The 18101-nt window shown below is 38.6% G+C and carries 14 protein-coding genes; 11 read left to right on the top strand and 3 right to left on the bottom strand.

Annotated elements, in window-relative coordinates; all coding sequences use genetic code 11:
- The first annotated feature begins 11 nt into the window (after positions 1 to 11).
- Positions 12 to 1211, top strand: coding sequence for an acetate kinase (locus HMPREF2542_RS03930; RefSeq protein WP_003070781.1), 1200 nt, complete (start codon positions 12 to 14; stop codon positions 1209 to 1211).
- A gap of 231 nt (positions 1212 to 1442) precedes the next feature.
- On the opposite strand, the gene HMPREF2542_RS09905 is transcribed toward HMPREF2542_RS03930, so the two are convergent.
- Positions 1443 to 2315 (bottom strand): LPXTG cell wall anchor domain-containing protein, encoded by an 873-nt coding sequence (locus HMPREF2542_RS09905; protein WP_070484382.1) that lies wholly within the window; start codon positions 2313 to 2315, stop codon positions 1443 to 1445.
- 268 nt (positions 2316 to 2583) lie between these two features.
- Positions 2584 to 3228 (bottom strand): recombinase family protein, encoded by a 645-nt coding sequence (locus HMPREF2542_RS03920; protein ID WP_070484379.1) that lies wholly within the window; start codon positions 3226 to 3228, stop codon positions 2584 to 2586.
- Positions 3229 to 3892: 664 nt separating this feature from the next.
- Here HMPREF2542_RS03920 and HMPREF2542_RS03915 point away from each other — a divergent pair.
- Positions 3893 to 4333: a hypothetical protein gene (locus HMPREF2542_RS03915; protein WP_070484376.1), complete on the top strand. Its 441-nt coding sequence runs from the start codon at positions 3893 to 3895 to the stop codon at positions 4331 to 4333.
- A gap of 397 nt (positions 4334 to 4730) precedes the next feature.
- Here HMPREF2542_RS03915 and HMPREF2542_RS03910 read toward each other — a convergent pair whose 3' ends face one another.
- The gene (locus tag HMPREF2542_RS03910) at positions 4731 to 5768 is read right to left on the bottom strand and encodes a DUF2806 domain-containing protein (protein WP_070484374.1); all 1038 of its coding nucleotides are present in this window, start codon (positions 5766 to 5768) and stop codon (positions 4731 to 4733) included.
- 128 nt (positions 5769 to 5896) lie between these two features.
- Here HMPREF2542_RS03910 and HMPREF2542_RS03905 point away from each other — a divergent pair, with 128 nt between their 5' ends.
- From HMPREF2542_RS03905 to HMPREF2542_RS03870, 9 genes are all read left to right on the top strand, one after another.
- Complete coding sequence (locus HMPREF2542_RS03905; RefSeq protein WP_070484371.1) at positions 5897 to 6157, top strand: hypothetical protein; 261 nt, start codon at positions 5897 to 5899, stop codon at positions 6155 to 6157.
- 7 nt (positions 6158 to 6164) lie between these two features.
- Positions 6165 to 6362, top strand: coding sequence for a hypothetical protein (locus HMPREF2542_RS03900; RefSeq protein WP_148129454.1), 198 nt, complete (start codon positions 6165 to 6167; stop codon positions 6360 to 6362).
- 156 nt (positions 6363 to 6518) lie between these two features.
- Positions 6519 to 6686 carry a hypothetical protein gene (locus tag HMPREF2542_RS09900; protein ID WP_174721302.1) on the top strand — a complete coding sequence of 56 codons (168 nt, stop codon included), beginning with the start codon at positions 6519 to 6521 and terminating at the stop codon, positions 6684 to 6686.
- Between the two features lie 2 nt (positions 6687 to 6688).
- Positions 6689 to 8908 (top strand): type IV secretory system conjugative DNA transfer family protein, encoded by a 2220-nt coding sequence (locus tag HMPREF2542_RS03895; RefSeq protein ID WP_070484368.1) that lies wholly within the window; start codon positions 6689 to 6691, stop codon positions 8906 to 8908.
- 87 nt (positions 8909 to 8995) lie between these two features.
- A complete protein-coding gene (locus HMPREF2542_RS03890) occupies positions 8996 to 9793 on the top strand; it encodes a replication-relaxation family protein (protein ID WP_070484366.1) in 798 nt (265 codons plus the stop codon).
- Positions 9794 to 10005: 212 nt separating this feature from the next.
- Positions 10006 to 11709, top strand: coding sequence for a recombinase family protein (locus HMPREF2542_RS03885; protein ID WP_070484363.1), 1704 nt, complete (start codon positions 10006 to 10008; stop codon positions 11707 to 11709).
- Positions 11710 to 12091: 382 nt separating this feature from the next.
- Entirely contained in the window at positions 12092 to 13906 is a 1815-nt protein-coding gene (gene glmS, locus HMPREF2542_RS03880; protein ID WP_058669911.1) for a glutamine--fructose-6-phosphate transaminase (isomerizing), read from the top strand.
- A 418-nt stretch (positions 13907 to 14324) separates the two neighbouring features.
- Positions 14325 to 16454 (top strand): ATP-dependent Clp protease ATP-binding subunit, encoded by a 2130-nt coding sequence (locus tag HMPREF2542_RS03875; protein ID WP_058670397.1) that lies wholly within the window; start codon positions 14325 to 14327, stop codon positions 16452 to 16454.
- 167 nt (positions 16455 to 16621) lie between these two features.
- The gene (locus HMPREF2542_RS03870) at positions 16622 to 18079 is read left to right on the top strand and encodes a PTS ascorbate transporter subunit IIC (protein WP_003070775.1); all 1458 of its coding nucleotides are present in this window, start codon (positions 16622 to 16624) and stop codon (positions 18077 to 18079) included.
- Positions 18080 to 18101: the final 22 nt, after the last annotated feature.

Genomic DNA, 18101 nt, shown 5'->3' with positions numbered 1-18101 from the left:
AGAGGTAATTTATGTCAAAAACAATTTCAATCAATGCCGGAAGTTCTAGTCTAAAATGGCAATTATACGAAATGCCAGCTGAAAAGGTCATCGCTAAGGGGTTAATTGAGCGAATTGGTCTCAAAGATTCCATTTCAACCGTCAAATTTGATGGTCGTGCGGAGAAACAAATTTTAGATATTGATGACCACACACAAGCTGTTAAAATTTTGTTAGATGATCTAATGCGCTTTGATATTATTAAAGCCTATGATGAAATCACAGGTGTCGGTCATCGTGTCGTTGCAGGTGGTGAATATTTTAAAGAATCTGCACTTGTGGATAGCGAAGAAGTGATTCAAAAAGTAGAAGAATTAGCGCTTCTTGCACCACTTCATAACAAAGCAAATGCAGCAGGAATTCGTGCATTTAAAGAATTGTTGCCAGACATTACAAGTGTCGTTGTGTTTGATACGTCATTTCATACAACAATGCCTGAAAAAGCTTACCGTTATCCATTGCCAACTAAATATTATACTGAAAACAAAGTGCGTAAATATGGTGCGCATGGAACAAGTCATCAGTATGTTGCCAAGGAAGCCGCTAAAGTGCTTGGCAAGCCGCTTGAAGATCTGAAACTAATTACTTGCCATATTGGGAATGGTGCTTCTATTACAGCAGTCAAAGGTGGTCAATCTGTTGACACTTCAATGGGCTTTACTCCGCTAGGTGGCGTGATGATGGGAACTCGCACAGGGGATATTGATCCAGCGATTATTCCTTATCTGATGGAGCATACAGAGGATTTGAATACGCCGGAAGATATTAATCGTATTTTAAATCGTGAGTCAGGTCTCTTAGGGGTATCTGAGAAATCCAGCGACATGCGTGATATTCATGCCGCTATGCGCGCTGGTGATGCCAAAGCACAGTTGGCGAATGACATCTTTGTTGATCGTATTCAAAAATATATTGGTCAGTATCTGGCTGTTTTAAACGGAGCAGACGCCATTATCTTTACCGCTGGAATTGGTGAGAATTCTGTGACGATTCGTCGATTAGTTATTGAGGGAATTTCTTGGTTTGGTTGTGAACTTGACCCAGAAAAGAATGTTTTTGGTAACTATGGAGATATTTCAATGCCAGATTCCAAGGTTCGAGTGCTGGTTATTCCAACGGATGAAGAATTGGTTATTGCTCGTGATGTTGAACGATTTAAAAATCAAAAATGAAATGTTAAAAGATTGAACCTAGAGCAATCATATGGAAGAAAAGGCTGGTTTTAGATAGTCTGACACTCAGCAGTCTAAAAGTAATCTGAGTTCACACATCTTATAGGTAAACTAAATAAAAAGACGGTTCAAAAATAACCGTCTTTTTAAATGTATTATTATCAAATAAGTCCTTATAAGACTATAAACAGATTTTATTTATCTATAATAACCATTTCAAAACTTTAGATATTAGTGACGTTCGTGTCTCCCTTTATAGCGTTTCTTAGTTAAACCTAAACTAGAAAGGAGTCCTACGCCTAGGAATCCTAGGCTAGAAACGGCTTCGCCAGTATTTGGGAGCTTATTTTTAGTCTCTTCTTTTTTGTCTTCCGTCGCTTTAGGTTTCACAGTTTCAGACTTCTTGCTTTGGTCTGAAGCTTTGCTGTTGTCAGCAGGTTTTTCACCTTCTGGCTGTTTTGTGGCGCCTTTATCCGCAGGTTTTTGGTTATCTGCTGGATTTTCGGCCTTGCCGTCACCTTTGCCGTTGTCGTTAGGTTTAGCTTGTCCGCCCTTATTATCATCGCCAGGTTGTGGCGCCGGTTTAGGGTCGGGCTGTGGTTCTGGCTCTGGCTTTGGTTGCGGAGTTGGGGTTGGATCCGGTTGCGGAGTTGGGTCTGGCGTAGGATTAGGGTTAGGCTGTGGAGTTGGTTTTAGATCTGGCTGCGGCTTATAGAACAGATGGAAGAAGTTTCCTCCATCATCTCCGTATCTAAATTGATACGGAGTTTCTACCTCTGAGGCTTTCCCTAGAGACTTATTTCTTACAGCATGGTCAAAAGTCCACCCCGCAAAGTTTTTCGGAGCTACCGTATAGGCATCTCCTCCTTCCTTTACGGCTACACTCTCGTATGAGAGCATAGTTCGTGAACCATCTTTACTTACTCCGTAGTGGTTCACTCTAACTCGTTGCTCCTTAACCGGATCAGCAGGAGCTACTGTTTCAGCTGCCGGAGCGTCAACCCTGGGAGCAGTAGTATCCTCAGCGGCCACTGTCGGTGGGGTCACTGCCCCTAAAACAGCTACAGACAGTAGGGTGATTCCATATTTTGCAACTTTTTTCATTTGTTTTTCCTCCGTTTTTTTGTTTTTGAAAGTCTAAACTTTTTCTCCCCAAATAACCTCTGCTACAAGGCGTTTGGTGGATTCTAATGGACGAACGTCAAATAGAACGCTTAAAAACAAAAAATGCTAGCTTCAAAAAGGCGCAAAACCTGATGAAACCAGCAATCGGAAAATGAATTTTTCAATCTTTGAGAATTCTAACAAACGTTCGTCTGCTAGAATGTTTTGACAGTCTTATTCTACCATTTTATCTCATAAATGCAAGCACTCAGAGGGTATTTTTTGATTTTGTTTTTATGTTATTGCGCTTTAAAATATTATAAAGGGTGGCCGTGGATATGTTGGAAGTTTGAGAAATCTCTTTAGCCGTTAGATTTGACTGTTGATAAAGTTGAATAACTTCTTTTTCCTTAGTTTTAGAAATTCCTTTATTGCCCAACTTGACCCCTCGCTCTCTGGCTTTACGTAAACCGTCTTTAGTTCTGGAGCGTATAGCTTCTAGTTCCATCTCCGCGACATATCCTAGAATAACAACCAGTAATTTGCCAGTTAGCGAGTCTGTCGCAATATTTTCTTTTAGGCTGATTAATTGAATATCATGAATAGTTAGGTCGTCCAATATATTTACTAGAGTAAACATTTTTCTAGTTAGTCTATCTAACTTATAAACGACTAGCGAGACCTGTTTGTTGATTCGCTTAAGTTCTTTAGCTAGTTTCAAGGCTTTAAGTAACTGAACCCTGTTATCTTGAGATCCTGATTCTTTTTCGACAAAAAGTATATCACAAGACTTCAGAGCTTCTTTCTGAACCTCTAGGCCTAACTCTTGGCGGTTGTCCGTGGAGCTGACACGAGCATAGCCAATTTTGATTTCCCGTAGCTTCTTGAATTTAGTGATGTAGTATTTGGTCACGATTATCTCCTTGTTTAACTTAGCCTTGCCATTGTAGCAGAGGTAGGTTCAGTTTAACAAGAATTTAGGGGAAAGAAAAAGACCAAATAAGATAGCACAATGATACCTAGCAGTCTAAATATAATCTAATTTCATAGTCTTTATAACCACTAAAAAACAGTTAAAATAGTTGTCATTTTGATGTCTAACTATTTTATGGTCTCAAAAAATGAGGTTGTGGTGTTCTAAATTCGTCAAAATTAGTAGTCTTAATCAAACAAGTTAGCAGTTTATTGGATTATTTTTCCCTAAAAATTTTACAAAAAATTAGTATTCTTCCTCTTGACATTATAAATAATTTATGGCAAAATAAATCAAAAGGATAACTTTGGATTTTTACCATTGTGTGTATAAATCCAGACTAGAAAAATGAGGAAGCGCACTACAAAAAAGATTGTCACTGAGATCTAGATGAAGCTATATATTAAAATTTCATTTCTCATGGCAGCACCCGCTATTTGACTTAGTTAGGGTTGTATACTGTTATGATATTTGGTTTTGATATATACTATACGCATCTGCTCCAGTATGACTTCAATGTAGAGTGTTTCCTCTTTATCTTATATCCTCCTAAGTAACTAGGTCACTTTCTTCACCTCTTCTTGAAACAAGGGAGGTAAGAACAATGTATCGCACACAAAATAGCTCTGCGTCACACGAAGATAAGCTGATGAATAATATCTCAAAAGATTTATTGGCTTTGTTTATTGCTTCGCAAAAATCCCAAGAGGATTTGAATTATCAGTTCGCTATCAGGATTCCTTCAATTCTTGAATCTGTTTATCGGATTTTCGGGAAAAAGTGGGTTCCTCCAGAGAAACTATTGAGTTCAACAGATCCGAAGAAAGATGAAATCATACAACAAGTTTTGTTCTTATTAATTAGTATTATTTCAATTTTGATTTTTCGGCCTCTAAACATGGATCTGCTTTTAATCGGTCTTTTTGAGAAAGCTTGTCCAATTTTGAGAGTTCTGTTTAGGTGGATAGTGAATCGCTTAGATAGGATACTATCAAGTATTAAACATAAAAAACGGCTACGCAAGAATAAGCGCAACCGTAAATAATCATATCACCTAGTGGAGAGGTGACTTCTTCCATAAACTATTGCCGTATTTTATGGAATTACTTAGGTAAAGAACTGCTTCCGTTTTTCGGAAGTGGCTTTTTATGTTTGAGTTACTATTTATTACATTCTCAGAAAATTCAAAAATTTCGAAAATGTACAAAAATTCATTCATCACATAAAAATAATGAATCCTTTTTATTTTTTGGGTCAGTACATCTCCCCAAAATTTAATAATAACTTCTGCATTATAACAAAAATTGTCTAACTTGTCAATATTAAAATTAGACGTTTTTGAAAGATAAAATATCTTTCAGCTTCATTATACCACATATTCAAATAAATAAGCAATCTTTTACATGAATAATTTATCTAATTTTAGAAATTTCTTATTCCGCTTAAAAATCACTCACACAAAATATTTCGGTATTAATAAGCAACTTCTTAACCTTATCTTTAAACTCCTCTCCCAACTCCCTAAAAAACTCATCATTAGTCTCAATCTCCAAAATCTCAATCAGGGCTTTGGCGGTATCCGTTAGGTGGAAGGCACTGTATTCAAAAGTTATTCTTTCGTCAGATTTAGTGGTGAAGGTTAAGACAAGGTTATCATTCTGAAAGCCAGAAAGCTCACCTTTTTCCACAATTACCTCATGTCTACCACCACCAGAAATTAAACCATATTCAATCAGGCGTGAAATTTCATTGCCTTTAACGCCATATTTAGTGAACAAATCTAAAAAATCAGCGTGTGAGATTAAGTAGTGATCTAAAACAGTTTCGCCTGAAAACTCATCAAAAGAATTGTCATAAAATGTAAATGGGGCTATTTTTCTGAACAGTTGAAGTTCTTTTTCTGAAAACCGGTTTAAGTCTTGAATAATCCGCTTCGAATAACCGTTAGCTCGTGACACAAGTTCTTCTAATGGTTTTGAGACAACTTCTGTTTCTTGGCTAAAGTCTGGCTCAATATACTGTTGCTGTTTGTTGTGCTGGCAAGCTAAAGCATAAAATAAACACTCAGCCAGAAAAAGATAAGGTCGGTCTTGGTGATTGAGCTTATAAGACTGTTTCAAACCTAATAAAACAGACTTTGGCAGATTTTGTGATTCTTCTATTAGTTCAAAAAAATCTTCTAATGTATCAGCCAACAAAAACTTATTCTCTTTATAATTGGTGTCGCTTAATCGCTTCTCAGCTTGAAAAATGTAGCTGGAAAAGCCTTTTTCTATTATCTCATCTTGGACGATCCCGTAAAGGGTTCGTCCTTTGTTTTGTCCTGTAAATAATTTATTGAAACTTGTGTCCGCTAGATATGCCAAAGAGTCTTCGTGTAAGACAAGTGATAAGCCCACGCTAACTTTCTTTCTATCAGACCAAGTTGTTTTATTGGCGTGTTTTAAAATAATAGAAAACAGACTAGGAATATCAAACATCAAGCACCTCCGAAACTGGCAAGATTTTAGCACAATTATTGGCAACAAATTGCACTTGGACTTTTCTATAATGAAGCCATAAGTTAGCTAACTTAAAACAATTATACCAAAATTAAAGGAGAAATCTCATGAATTTACTACAAAAATCAACTAAAGAAACGGCTTTGGCTCAAATCGCAAATCCGTATCAGCTAGCAGTTGCTAAAGAGCTTAGTCATAAGATGGCTAGCACTCAAGCACAGGAGCTCTTAGCTTCAGATATTCTTTTTAAAATCGGCAATCTTACTTTAATTCAAGCTGAGATTATTAAGAATAATCCCGAAGCGTTGGCTTATACAGATTATGTTATTCGAGCATTTACTCACTACACCACCGAGAAATTAAAATAGGAGTATTATGATGAATATCTTTCTTATTCTTTCCATTATTTTTGTAACTTCGTATTTGCTAGTTTCGATTTGGGATTTTCTAGATGAAGAAGACGATACAGCACCAGAAGAACAGGCTTTGGCGGAGTTCCTCCAGCGCCGCCAAGAAATTCAAGAAGCCTACCTAATCGCCCAAAAAGAATTGTTTAAACGGCGTAAGTTTTAGCCTTATTTGAACTAGACAAAAGGACAAAATATGTTGAAATATACTACTGTTTTGAGATCTAAAAATCATTCCAATCGCTTCAAAAACTGAGGTAAGCGAAATTTAACTTTTACCTAGTTTTCTTGTATAACTGGCATCAGAAAGGAGATCAGTCGAATGAAGAAAATATTGGTTTATATTTTAGGATTTTTTGCCTGCGCTTGGCTAGTCAACTGGGCGGTTAAACTTCTAATGGAAGTTTGGCAAGTCTTATTTTTAGGGGCTATCCTCATCTTCATTGGCTGGTTTACCTTTCGGATTATTAAATCTAAAGAATGGAGGTAAAGATGAAACGGAAGTTTGAGGTCTTATCTTGGAGCGAGTTTCACTGGCAGCGACCGTTTGAGATAGATGATGTCAAAGCAATGCTGGGACAACTGGTCGGGCTCAGTCGGCGCAAAGCGGTTATTTTTGAAGTTCGATTATCTAAGAATCACGTGCGCTATCTATTAGGAACGGAAGAACAAGACAGGCGACATATCAGCCAACTAATTCAATCACACCGTAAAATTCAGTTTTCTAAAGCTCCTAAACGTGAAGTGATGACTAGCGCTCGTCTAGTAAAAATCAAACAATCCCATTATGTTCTTAAAACTGATTCAGTAGAGAATATGGTTCGTTCCAGTTTATCTCTGGCAAAAATACTCCAGCCAGATGAGACAGTAACGGTTCAGCTAGTGCTAGGCACAGGTTCACCACCTCGTCCACAGCCAAAAGACCTGCCGAATTTATCCGCTAAATGGTATCAAGTAATCACCAACAATGTTCCTGAACTATCTGAAAGCTCCAAGAAGCTTATGCGCCAAAAGTTGAATCAGTCTACTTTTAAATGTGAAATTAGACTTGGTGTCAGTTCACGCAGTATTTTACGAGCTAAAGAGTTTTTTGCGAGCTTGTTGAGTAGCTTTAGGATGTTAGAAACTACAGCTACCATCGAGCTAAAATCTTTGGCTGTTCAGGGGTTCAACCATGCACAACCGCCTTGGTCTTATCCTTACAGTTTGGCAATCTCAGACCTCGCTTGTTTTTTGCTTCTGCCAACTGGCGAAGAACAGATAGCTGGTATTCCTAACGTTTACCCCAAATTAGTGACACCACCCTTGGGCTACAATGTTAATCGAAAAACTCAGCGAAGTTTGGCACAAACGGTTGAAAGTCAACCAAGACCAATTCAAATTTCAGCTCAAGCTGGCAAAAAGCACACCGTTTTTCTCGGCTCAACTGGTTGCGGCAAAACCACCGCTATGAGTCATTTGATTTTATCAGATATAAAATCTAAACATCATAGCGTCGTTGTAGTGGATGCCAAAGGTCAACTCACTCATGAACTATTAGAGCGCACGTCAACTGAACACGATGAAGATATAGTGGTCATCTCGTCAACTGCCAAACGAGTTGTCGGTATCAATCCTTTTGAGCTCACCAAATATGGCATTGAACCCGAAGTTATTGCAGATTATCTGTTGGAGCTATTTAAAGGGCTTTATCCTGAACATTTTGGAATTTACTCTCTGGATATTCTATCGCATAGTTTTTTAACGCTTGCTAGGATTCCAAACGCTTCTTTAGTGATGCTACCAAGTCTGCTCACTAATCAGTCCTTTCGAAACAAACTATTAAGAGAGTTAAAAGACCCAATCGGGCTGGAAAGTTTCTGGAACTGGTTTGAGCTACTCAGTGAAGCTCAACGTCACCAGATGTTAAATCCAATTTTGAATAAGTTTCGTCAGTTCACACTTCGGCCACAACTTCGAGCTATGCTTGGACAAAGTAAACCTAGTTTTAGTTTAGTGGAAATTTTTCAATCTAGAAAGATTGTATTGATTCCTCTTAATAAAGCTGTGATTGGTTCAGAATCTGCGAAGCTAATTGGTAGTCTTATTACTTCCATGCTCTGGATGTTAATTTTGCGCCAGTCTTCGGTTGAGCCAAGCAAACGCCAATCTGTCTTTATCTATATTGATGAAACACCGAGTTTCTTAGGAATCCCTAACGCTAACTTAGACGAAGCACTTTCGCAATCTCGCCAATTTAATGTTGGCTGGAATATCGGCTTCCAACACCTCGCCCAGATGTCACCTCAGCTAAAAGCTGGGATTGAATCCAATGTTGCGAATAAAATTGTCTTTGGCTTGAACCTAAATGAAGCCCGTGACATGGCAAAATCCACTCTTGAAATTAGCAAGGAAGATTTTTACAGCTTACCGCCATTTTGGGCATATATCAGAACAGAAGTCTCACCTAATACTTATCGTTGGATTATTGGTAAAGCCCACCCACCTAAACCAAAAATTAGGGATAGTCGGGCACCATATCTAAATAGCTTAACTAGATATGGGCAAGATAGTTCAACTATTGAAGCTGAATTTGAAAGTTATACTTTTGAAAAAACGGTTTCGAAAAATGAAAATTCTAACCAAAAATTGACAGATTTAGGACGCAAGAAGCATTCCAATCGCTCTTCGAATCGTGTTGGTGAAGAAAATTCTTCCACCCCTGACAAATAAAGGTTTTCAGGACTTTTACTCACACGACTTACTCCGTAACTAAGCTTACGGGGCACACCTTTTCAATTTTAATGGAGAACAAAACAGATGAAATGGAATTACAAAACAGATAACGACACGCAAATTCTTTATTTTTTGAGTCGAGCAAGATTTGCGACTACCAACCAACTAGCCAGACTCTTTTTTGCGGATAGCGCTCGATTTGAAACCGCCATTCGCCGTGCTAATTTTGCACTGCAAAGTCTGAAGAAAGCTGGATTGGTTTTACACTTAAAACGGCGAGTTGGTGGCGCACGCCATGGCTCGGCTTCTTATGTTTGGCAAATTACTTTTCAGGGACTAAAATTCCTTAAAAACCAAGATGACAGTATCATCTTACGCTATAAAAATAAATACGAGCCAACTCAGCACCACGTTGAACATACTTTAGCAATTACGGAAATCTTTGTTGAGACACTGGAGGCCGTTCGAGATTCAGAAAAGCTATCGCTTGAAACTTTTTCTTTTGAGCCGAACTCTTGGCGCAGCTACCAAAAACTTTCTGGCATAGGCAGAACTCTAAAGCCCGACGCTTATTTAGAGCTAGTTAGTCAAGAATATGAAGATCATTACTTTTTAGAAATAGACCGAAGCACGGAAAGTCTTGCGCGCATTGTAAACACTTGTAAGAAATATATTGAATATTATCGCTCAGGTATTGAACAGCGACAAAAGGAAGTTTTTCCATTTGTGCTTTGGATAGTGCCAGACGATAAGCGCAAACTCGCTATCTCGAAAGTTATTCAAAATGAACTATATAACTTTTGGGAACTATTTACTGTAATAACACTTGAAGAATACCCAGATTATATCAAGGGAGGAATAGCTAATGAATCAAAAGAATAAAGACCGAGACTCAAACCAGCCCTCACGCACCGCCGATGAAATTTGTCGAATTGGTCGAACGACTTACTTAATCCGTCACCGTTTTACTGGAAATCGTAATCTTGAAAATGTCCTAGAAAGGTTGATTTTAAGCGATAAATCACTACTTTAACAGTAGTAAAAATGGTATAATAGAAGTATAAGGTGTGTGAACTCCCAAAGGAGAAAAACACATGAACAGAACTTTGACAATTTCAGATTATAGACAAGTAGATACTTCGAAACTTTCAGATATTACAGTGGTTTATTGTCGCTTAAGTCAAGACGATGGACTAGAAGGAGATAGTAACTCGATTATCAATCAGAAGAAAATTCTGCTTGATGTAGTTGCAAGAGAAAATCTCCCTAATCCTATTTTGTTTGTCGATGATGGCTTTAGTGGCACAAATTTTGACCGCCCAGCTATTTCGGAGGCCTTGCGTTTGGTGGAAAATCGGCAAGTCTCAAACTTTATCGTTAAGGATTTAAGCCGTTTGGGGCGGTCTTATATCAAGGTTGGTCAACTAACGGAAATTACTTTTCCAAGCTTCGATGTCCGCTTTATCGCCTTAAATGATGGCATAGATTCGAATAAACCTAATGAAACTAATTCTATTTTCTTGCCAATTAAGAGTCTGATGGACGAAATGTATGCGGCGGATACCAGCAAGAAGATTCGGGCGGTGGTGCAAGCTAAAGCGAGAGCTGGCGAGCGAGTAACTACTAACCCACCTTACGGCTATCTCAAAGATTCAAACAATCCTAAAAATTGGATTATTGACCCAGTTGCTAGTGAAGTTGTGAAGCGAATTTTTCAGGAAGCGAAAAGTGGAAAAAGTCTCTCGGAGATTTCGAAAGGGTTAGAAAATGACAAAGTTTTCAAGCCAGACCGCCACCGAATAGAAATCGGTTTAAAACCTATTTCCGCCAGTTCAAATGTTGAGAGCTTGCCGTATTTTTGGACACGGGAAACCCTAAGTGCTATCTTAGGGCGTGAAGAATATCTCGGGCATACGGTCAATCTTCGAACACGGACAAAATCTTATAAAGACAAGCGTAAGGTAGATAATCCGAAGGAAGACTGGTTGATTTTCAAAAATACCCACGAAGCGATTATTGACCAAGAAACTTTCGATATTGTTCAAAAAATGCGAAGTCATAAGCGTTCAAATCAACGGTATAAAAATCGGATTGGTCACGAAAACTTGTTTGCTGGATTAGTTTTTTGTGGAACTTGTGGACGAAAACATTATTTTTGCCCACAAGAGAAAAACGGACTAAATCACGACCATTACAAGTGTTCTGGATATCGCAAGCCGATTGATGGTTGTGAAAATCCCCACTACATTCAAAAATCCGCTTTGATTGAGATTGTGAGTGACAAGCTCCGCCAAACCATTCAAGAAATCCACTTCGACCAAGAAGCCTTTTTGAAAAAGTTAGAACAGCAAAGCCAAGCGCAATTCAGCAAAGATAACAAACGTCAGCAGCTGCAACTTCAAAAAGATGAGCACCGCTTTAAAGAGATTGACAGTATTATTCAGAAGCTTTATGAAGACAATCTACTTGGTAAAATTTCAGATGAACGCTTTGTGAAGTTAAGTCAGACATACGAAGAAGAACAGCATCAGCTCCAAACTTCCATTTCTGACTTAACCAAAAAACTCGCCCAGCAACAAGAAGATAGTTTGAATATCTCCAAGTTTATGACGAGAATTTCCAAATATACAGAGCTTCCAGAATTAACCGTTGAAATAGCGAATGAGCTGATTGACAAGATTGTGATTCATAAACCAACTAGCACGAAACGCAACCGAATTATCCAGATAGACATTTATTACAATTTCATCGGAAAACTAAACAACGAAAAAAGCGAGCCAAACGAATTGGCTCGCTAATATTAGCCCATAATAGCTAAACTGCTATGTGTCAGGTCGGCTTTATCCAGTCTTTTTGTTTCTAGTTATGAAGTAGCGGATTATTTAGATCATAGATTGAATGTTCAATAGACTATGCCAAAAGTATACTTTGATGTTGTAAAGAAAACGTTTAGAGCAGATTACTTTTTTGTTTATAGAAGATAACTAAATTTGCTTTTGAAGTCTTTTGGTTGCACCGCCCTTCTTTTTTGAACTATACCAATTTTATTGTTGACAAATTCACAATAAAATTATATACTGACTTAGCTTGTTTTGTATAGCTATTATTAGACTATACCAATTTAAAAAATCAAAGAAGGAGATGGCAGACTTCTGAAAGTCGTTTGCTAGAAATAATAGTATGTGTGGAATTGTCGGAGTTGTTGGAAATCGGAATGCAACAGATATTTTAATGCAGGGTCTAGAAAAATTAGAATACCGGGGATATGATTCAGCGGGAATTTTTGTGACAAATGGGAAAACATCTAGCTTAGTCAAATCGGTTGGTCGTATTGCCGACCTTCGTTCAAAAATCGGGATTGATGTAGCTGGAACGGCTGGTATTGGGCATACACGTTGGGCAACGCACGGAAAACCAAGTGAAAGCAATGCGCATCCGCATACGTCTCAAACTGAACGCTTTGTTTTAGTGCATAATGGTGTTATCGAAAATTACCTAGATATTAAGAATACGTATCTTGCTGAACATGATTTGAAGGGTCAGACAGATACAGAAATTGCGGTTCACTTGATTGGAAAATTTGTTGAAGAGGACGGACTCTCAGTACTAGATGCTTTTAAAAAAGCGCTCCACATCATTGAAGGTTCCTATGCTTTTGCTTTAATGGATGCAGAGGATGCAGACGTGATCTATGTGGCGAAAAATAAATCACCGCTCTTAATTGGCCTGGGAGAAAGCTACAATATGGTCTGTTCGGATGCTATGGCGATGATTCGTGAAACCAGCGAATACATGGAAATTCATGATAAAGAACTGGTAATTGTGACCGCTGACAGCGTAGAAGTGCAGGACTACGACGGGAATCCAATTGAGCGTGAAAGTTACACGGCAGAGCTTGATTTGTCCGACATCGGTAAGGGAACCTATCCTTACTATATGTTGAAAGAAATTGATGAGCAGCCAACAGTGATGCGTAAGTTGATTCAAGCATATACAGACGATAATGATCAAGTAGTTGTCGATCCAGCTATTATCAAAGCTGTTCAAGAGGCTGATCGCTTGTATATTTTAGCGGCTGGAACTTCTTATCATGCCGGGTTTGCGACCAAGCGGATGCTAGAAGAATTGACGGACACACCTGTGGAATTAGGGATTTCTTCAGAATGGGGCTACAGATGGCCATTACTGAGCAAGAAACCAATGTTTATCCTGATTAGCCAATCTGGTGAGACGGCCGATAGCCGTCAGGTTTTGGTCAAAGCGAATGCTATGGGAATCCCAAGCTTGACTGTAACCAATGTACCAGGTTCCACTTTGTCTCGTGAAGCGACTCATACAATGTTGCTGCATGCTGGACCAGAAATTGCGGTTGCTTCAACTAAGGCTTATACGGCACAGATTGCGACTCTAGCTTTTCTAGCAAAAGCAGTTGGAGATGCCAATGCCAATGAAAAAGCAAAGCAATTTGATTTAGTACACGAATTATCCATTGTAGCGCAAGCCATTGAGGCTACGCTATCTGAAAAAGACAGTATTGACGAAAAAGTACATGAGTTACTCGCAACAACACGCAATGCTTTCTATATCGGTCGAGGACAAGACTATTATGTTGCTATGGAAGCCAGCCTAAAATTAAAAGAAATTTCCTATATCCAGTGTGAAGGATTTGCTGCTGGAGAGTTAAAACATGGAACGATTTCTTTGATTGAAGACGGTACGCCAGTAATAACCTTGATTTCTTCCGATGAGCAATTGGCCAGTCATACTCGCGGCAATGTATCAGAAGTTGTGGCGCGTGGTGCAAATGTTTTGACCGTTGTAGAAGAAAATGTAGCAAAAGAAGGGGACGATATTGTTTTAATGTCTGTTCATCCATATCTGTCACCAATTTCTATGGTCGTGCCGACACAGTTGATTGCTTATTTTGCAACTTTGCATCGCGGTTTAGATGTAGATAAACCACGAAACCTTGCTAAATCTGTTACAGTAGAATAAAAAGAAGAATCATCGAGTAAAGTACTTGGTGATTTTTTGTAGCATTGACATAAAGTAAAAAAGTTAATTTTGGTGAAATTGTGGAAAATGAAATTAGAAAAACTATTGTTAAGATTATAGTTCAAAATATCAAAAATTATGTAATTTTTTACAAAAATCTATTGACTTTTTGTTTGGAACACTGTATAATTACAATTGTAAACGGAAAGAGACAAAATCCGTTACACTCGCCAAAACAAGATGAATTTCTAGAGGTATTTTGCTAAAAGAATTTCATCTCTATTTTGGGAGACAATAAAAATTATGTAAACTATTAAACTGCCTTTGATAAATATAAATCCAAAAGATAGAGTTGCTCACTTTGTCTTATATTTTAAGCAGTTTTAAAAATTATGTAAAACATAAGCGAGGTGCAGATATGAACAATAACTATAACAACTTTGATAATATGGATGATCTTTTCAATCAATTGATGGGAAGGATGGGCGGTTTTAACAGTGAAAATCGGCGTTATCTTATCAATGGACGTGAAGTGACACCGGAAGAATTTGCACAATATCGTGCAACAGGTAAATTACCGAAGCAAGTAGCGGAAGGTCAGACATCACAAATGCAGGGGCAAGCAGGTGGACTCAAACACGATGGTATTTTAGCGAAGTTAGGGCGTAATTTGACAGAAGAAGCGCGTCAAGATATGTTAGATCCTGTTATTGGACGAAATAAGGAAATTCAAGAAACGGCTGAAATCCTTTCTCGGCGGACGAAAAACAATCCAGTATTAGTCGGAGACGCTGGAGTTGGTAAGACTGCAGTTGTCGAAGGTTTAGCGCAAGCGATTGTTAATGGAGATGTTCCTGCAGCCATTAAGAATAAAGAGATTGTTTCTATTGATATTTCTGGTTTAGAAGCAGGGACACAGTATCGTGGTAGTTTTGAAGAAAATATTCAAAATTTAGTATCTGAAGTGAAAGAGGCTGGCAATATCATTCTCTTCTTTGATGAAATTCATCAAATTCTCGGTGCTGGAAGCACAGGCGGTGATAGTGGATCAAAAGGTCTAGCAGATATTTTGAAACCGGCTTTATCTCGTGGTGAACTGACAGTTATCGGTGCAACGACTCAGGATGAATACCGAAATACCATTTTGAAGAATGCAGCTTTAGCTCGTCGTTTCAATGAAGTAAAAGTCAATGCTCCATCTGCAGAAGATACTTACAAGATTTTGCAAGGAATTCGTGATTTATACGAAAAACACCACAATGTCATCTTGCCAGATGAAGTGTTAAAAGCTGCCGTGGACTTCTCTATTCAATATATTCCACAACGCAGCTTGCCAGATAAAGCGATTGACTTAGTGGATGTGACAGCGGCTCATTTAGCAGCTCAACATCCTGTTACAGATGTGCATACAGTGGAACGTGAAATTGCAGAGCAAAAGAAAAAGCAAGAAGCTGCGGTTGAAAAAGAAGACTTTGAAACTGCTTTGAATGCCAAGATGCGTATTGAAGAGCTAGAAAAAAAGATTGAAAATCATACGGAAGACATGAAAGTGACTGCAACTGTCAATGATGTAGCAGAATCTGTAGAACGTATGACGGGTATTCCTGTTTCCCAAATGGGGACTAGTGATATTGAACGGTTGAAAGAGATGAATGCGCGATTGAAGACAAAAGTCATTGGACAAAACGAAGCAGTTGAAGCAGTGGCGCGCGCTATTCGTCGGAATCGTGCAGGTTTTGATGAAGGAAATCGTCCGATTGGTAGCTTCCTCTTTGTCGGCCCAACTGGTGTTGGAAAAACAGAGCTAGCGAAGCAATTAGCGCTTGATATGTTTGGTACTAAAGAAGCCATTATCCGTTTGGACATGTCTGAATACTCTGACCGCACGGCTGTGTCGAAGTTGATTGGTACAACAGCTGGTTATGTTGGCTATGATGACAACAGCAATACCTTGACAGAACGTGTTCGTCGGAATCCTTACTCTATCATCTTGCTGGACGAAATTGAAAAAGCCGATCCACAAGTCATCACATTGTTACTACAAGTTTTGGATGATGGTCGTTTGACAGATGGGCAAGGAAATACTGTCAACTTTAAGAATACAGTTATTATTGCTACATCAAATGCTGGATTTGGGTATGAAAGCTTTACTGGTGATGAGGAAAAGGATAGGAAGATTATGGATCGCTTAAAACCATACTTCCGCCCAGAATTCTTGAATCGCTTCAATGCAGTCATTGAATTCTCTCATCTTGGTAAAGAGGATTTAGCTGAAATCGTCGACTTGATGTTGGATGAAGTCAACCAAACACTTGCCAAGAAAGACATCACGTTAACAGTAACAGATGCAGTCAAACATTATCTAGCAGAAGAGGGGTATGATGAAGTCATGGGTGTTCGTCCGCTTCGTCGTGTGATTGAGCAACAAATTCGTGATAAAGTAACCGACTTCCATTTGGATCATCTAGATGTCAAACATCTTCTTGCAGATTTGAAAGATGATGAATTAGTTATTGAAGAAGCGAAAGAGCATCAAACTAAAAAATAAACAGAAGGGTAACGCCGGAGCGGATTTCCGGCGTTTTTTAAGTGTGCTTAATTTTCAGGTCCAAGAGTGAACAGTTGCTTGTGTAATTCTTGGTCTTTTTGTTACCGCTTACATCTTTTATAATAGACTTAGAAAGAACAAATAAAATAGAAAAAAGGAGAGTTAAAATGAACATCATTTTAAACATTCTGAACTGGTTCTCGCAAAACATTTTGCAGAATCCGGCCTTCTTTGTAGGTCTTTTGGTTCTCATTGGCTATGCGTTATTGAAAAAACCAGCGCATGATGTCTATGCTGGTTTCATCAAAGCGACAGTTGGTTATATGCTGTTGAACGTTGGGGCTGGAGGTTTGGTAACAACTTTCCGTCCGATTTTAGCGGCTCTGAACTTTAAGTTTAAGATTGGTGCAGCGGTAATTGACCCTTACTTTGGATTGACAGCGGCAAATACAAAGATTGCAGAGGAATTTCCAAACTTTGTCGGAGCAGCAACAACAGCACTCTTGATTGGTTTTGGTGTCAACATCCTGCTCGTTGCTCTTCGGAAAATTACGAAAGTACGGACGCTGTTTATTACAGGTCATATCATGGTTCAACAAGCAGCGACCGTTTCATTGATGGTTCTTCTCCTTGTTCCTCAATTGCGTAATAGCTGGGGCGTGCTGGCAATCGGTGTCATCTGTGGACTTTACTGGGCAGTCAGCTCTAATATGACAGTAGAAGCAACACAACGTTTAACTGGTGGCGGTGGTTTTGCGATTGGTCACCAACAACAATTTGCGATTTGGTTTGTGGATAAAGTTGCAGACAAATTTGGCAAGAAAGAAGAAAATCTTGACAATTTGAAGTTGCCAAAATTCTTGTCTATTTTCCATGATACAGTGGTTGCTTCGGCGACGTTGATGTTGGTTTTCTTTGGAGCTATTCTCTTAATTTTGGGTCCGGATATCATGTCCAATGCAAAAGTCATTACATCAGGTACAGTTTACAATCCTGCTAAGCAAGATTTTTACATGTATATCATTCAAACAGCCTTTACTTTCTCAGTTTATCTCTTTGTCTTGATGCAAGGGGTGCGGATGTTTGTAGCAGAATTGACGAATGCCTTCCAAGGTATCTCTAACAAATTGCTTCCTGGTTCATTCCCAGCTGTGGACGTTGCAGCTTCTTATGGTTTTGGTTCACCAAATGCGGTGCTTTCAGGATTTGCTTTTGGCTTAATTGGTCAATTGATTACCATTATGCTCTTAATTATCTTTAAGAATCCAATTCTCATTATCACTGGTTTCGTTCCAGTATTCTTTGATAATGCAGCGATTGCAGTTTATGCGGATAAGCGTGGTGGCTGGAAAGCGGCGGTTATCCTGTCCTTTATTTCAGGTGTATTGCAAGTAGCGCTTGGTGCTCTCTGTGTGGCACTTCTCGGTCTGGCTTCTTACGGTGGTTACCATGGAAATATTGACTTTGAATTCCCTTGGCTTGGTTTTGGTTATCTTTTCAAATATCTTGGCATTGTAGGTTACATTCTTGTTTGTGTATTCTTGCTGATTATTCCGCAACTACAATTTGCCAAGGCAAAAGACAAGGAAGCCTACTATCGTGGTGATGTTCAAGCAGAAGAATAAAAATAGATTTAAATATTGGAGG

The organism is Streptococcus sp. HMSC034B05 (assembly GCF_001809055.1).
Taxonomy (GTDB): domain Bacteria; phylum Bacillota; class Bacilli; order Lactobacillales; family Streptococcaceae; genus Streptococcus; species Streptococcus constellatus.
The sequence above is the reverse complement of the archived record's forward strand: the minus strand, read 5'-3'. Positions and strand labels throughout refer to the sequence as shown.

Coding starts and splice junctions, on each gene's coding strand:
- HMPREF2542_RS03890 (WP_070484366.1), top strand. CDS start 8,996: ATGAAATGGAATTACAAAACAGATAACGACACGCAAATTCTTTATTTT.
- glmS (WP_058669911.1), top strand. CDS start 12,092: ATGTGTGGAATTGTCGGAGTTGTTGGAAATCGGAATGCAACAGATATT.
- HMPREF2542_RS09905 (WP_070484382.1), bottom strand. CDS start 2,315: ATGAAAAAAGTTGCAAAATATGGAATCACCCTACTGTCTGTAGCTGTT.
- HMPREF2542_RS03875 (WP_058670397.1), top strand. CDS start 14,325: ATGAACAATAACTATAACAACTTTGATAATATGGATGATCTTTTCAAT.
- HMPREF2542_RS03870 (WP_003070775.1), top strand. CDS start 16,622: ATGAACATCATTTTAAACATTCTGAACTGGTTCTCGCAAAACATTTTG.
- HMPREF2542_RS03930 (WP_003070781.1), top strand. CDS start 12: ATGTCAAAAACAATTTCAATCAATGCCGGAAGTTCTAGTCTAAAATGG.
- HMPREF2542_RS03900 (WP_148129454.1), top strand. CDS start 6,165: ATGATGAATATCTTTCTTATTCTTTCCATTATTTTTGTAACTTCGTAT.
- HMPREF2542_RS03885 (WP_070484363.1), top strand. CDS start 10,006: ATGAACAGAACTTTGACAATTTCAGATTATAGACAAGTAGATACTTCG.
- HMPREF2542_RS03915 (WP_070484376.1), top strand. CDS start 3,893: ATGTATCGCACACAAAATAGCTCTGCGTCACACGAAGATAAGCTGATG.
- HMPREF2542_RS03905 (WP_070484371.1), top strand. CDS start 5,897: ATGAATTTACTACAAAAATCAACTAAAGAAACGGCTTTGGCTCAAATC.
- HMPREF2542_RS09900 (WP_174721302.1), top strand. CDS start 6,519: ATGAAGAAAATATTGGTTTATATTTTAGGATTTTTTGCCTGCGCTTGG.
- HMPREF2542_RS03910 (WP_070484374.1), bottom strand. CDS start 5,768: ATGTTTGATATTCCTAGTCTGTTTTCTATTATTTTAAAACACGCCAAT.
- HMPREF2542_RS03895 (WP_070484368.1), top strand. CDS start 6,689: ATGAAACGGAAGTTTGAGGTCTTATCTTGGAGCGAGTTTCACTGGCAG.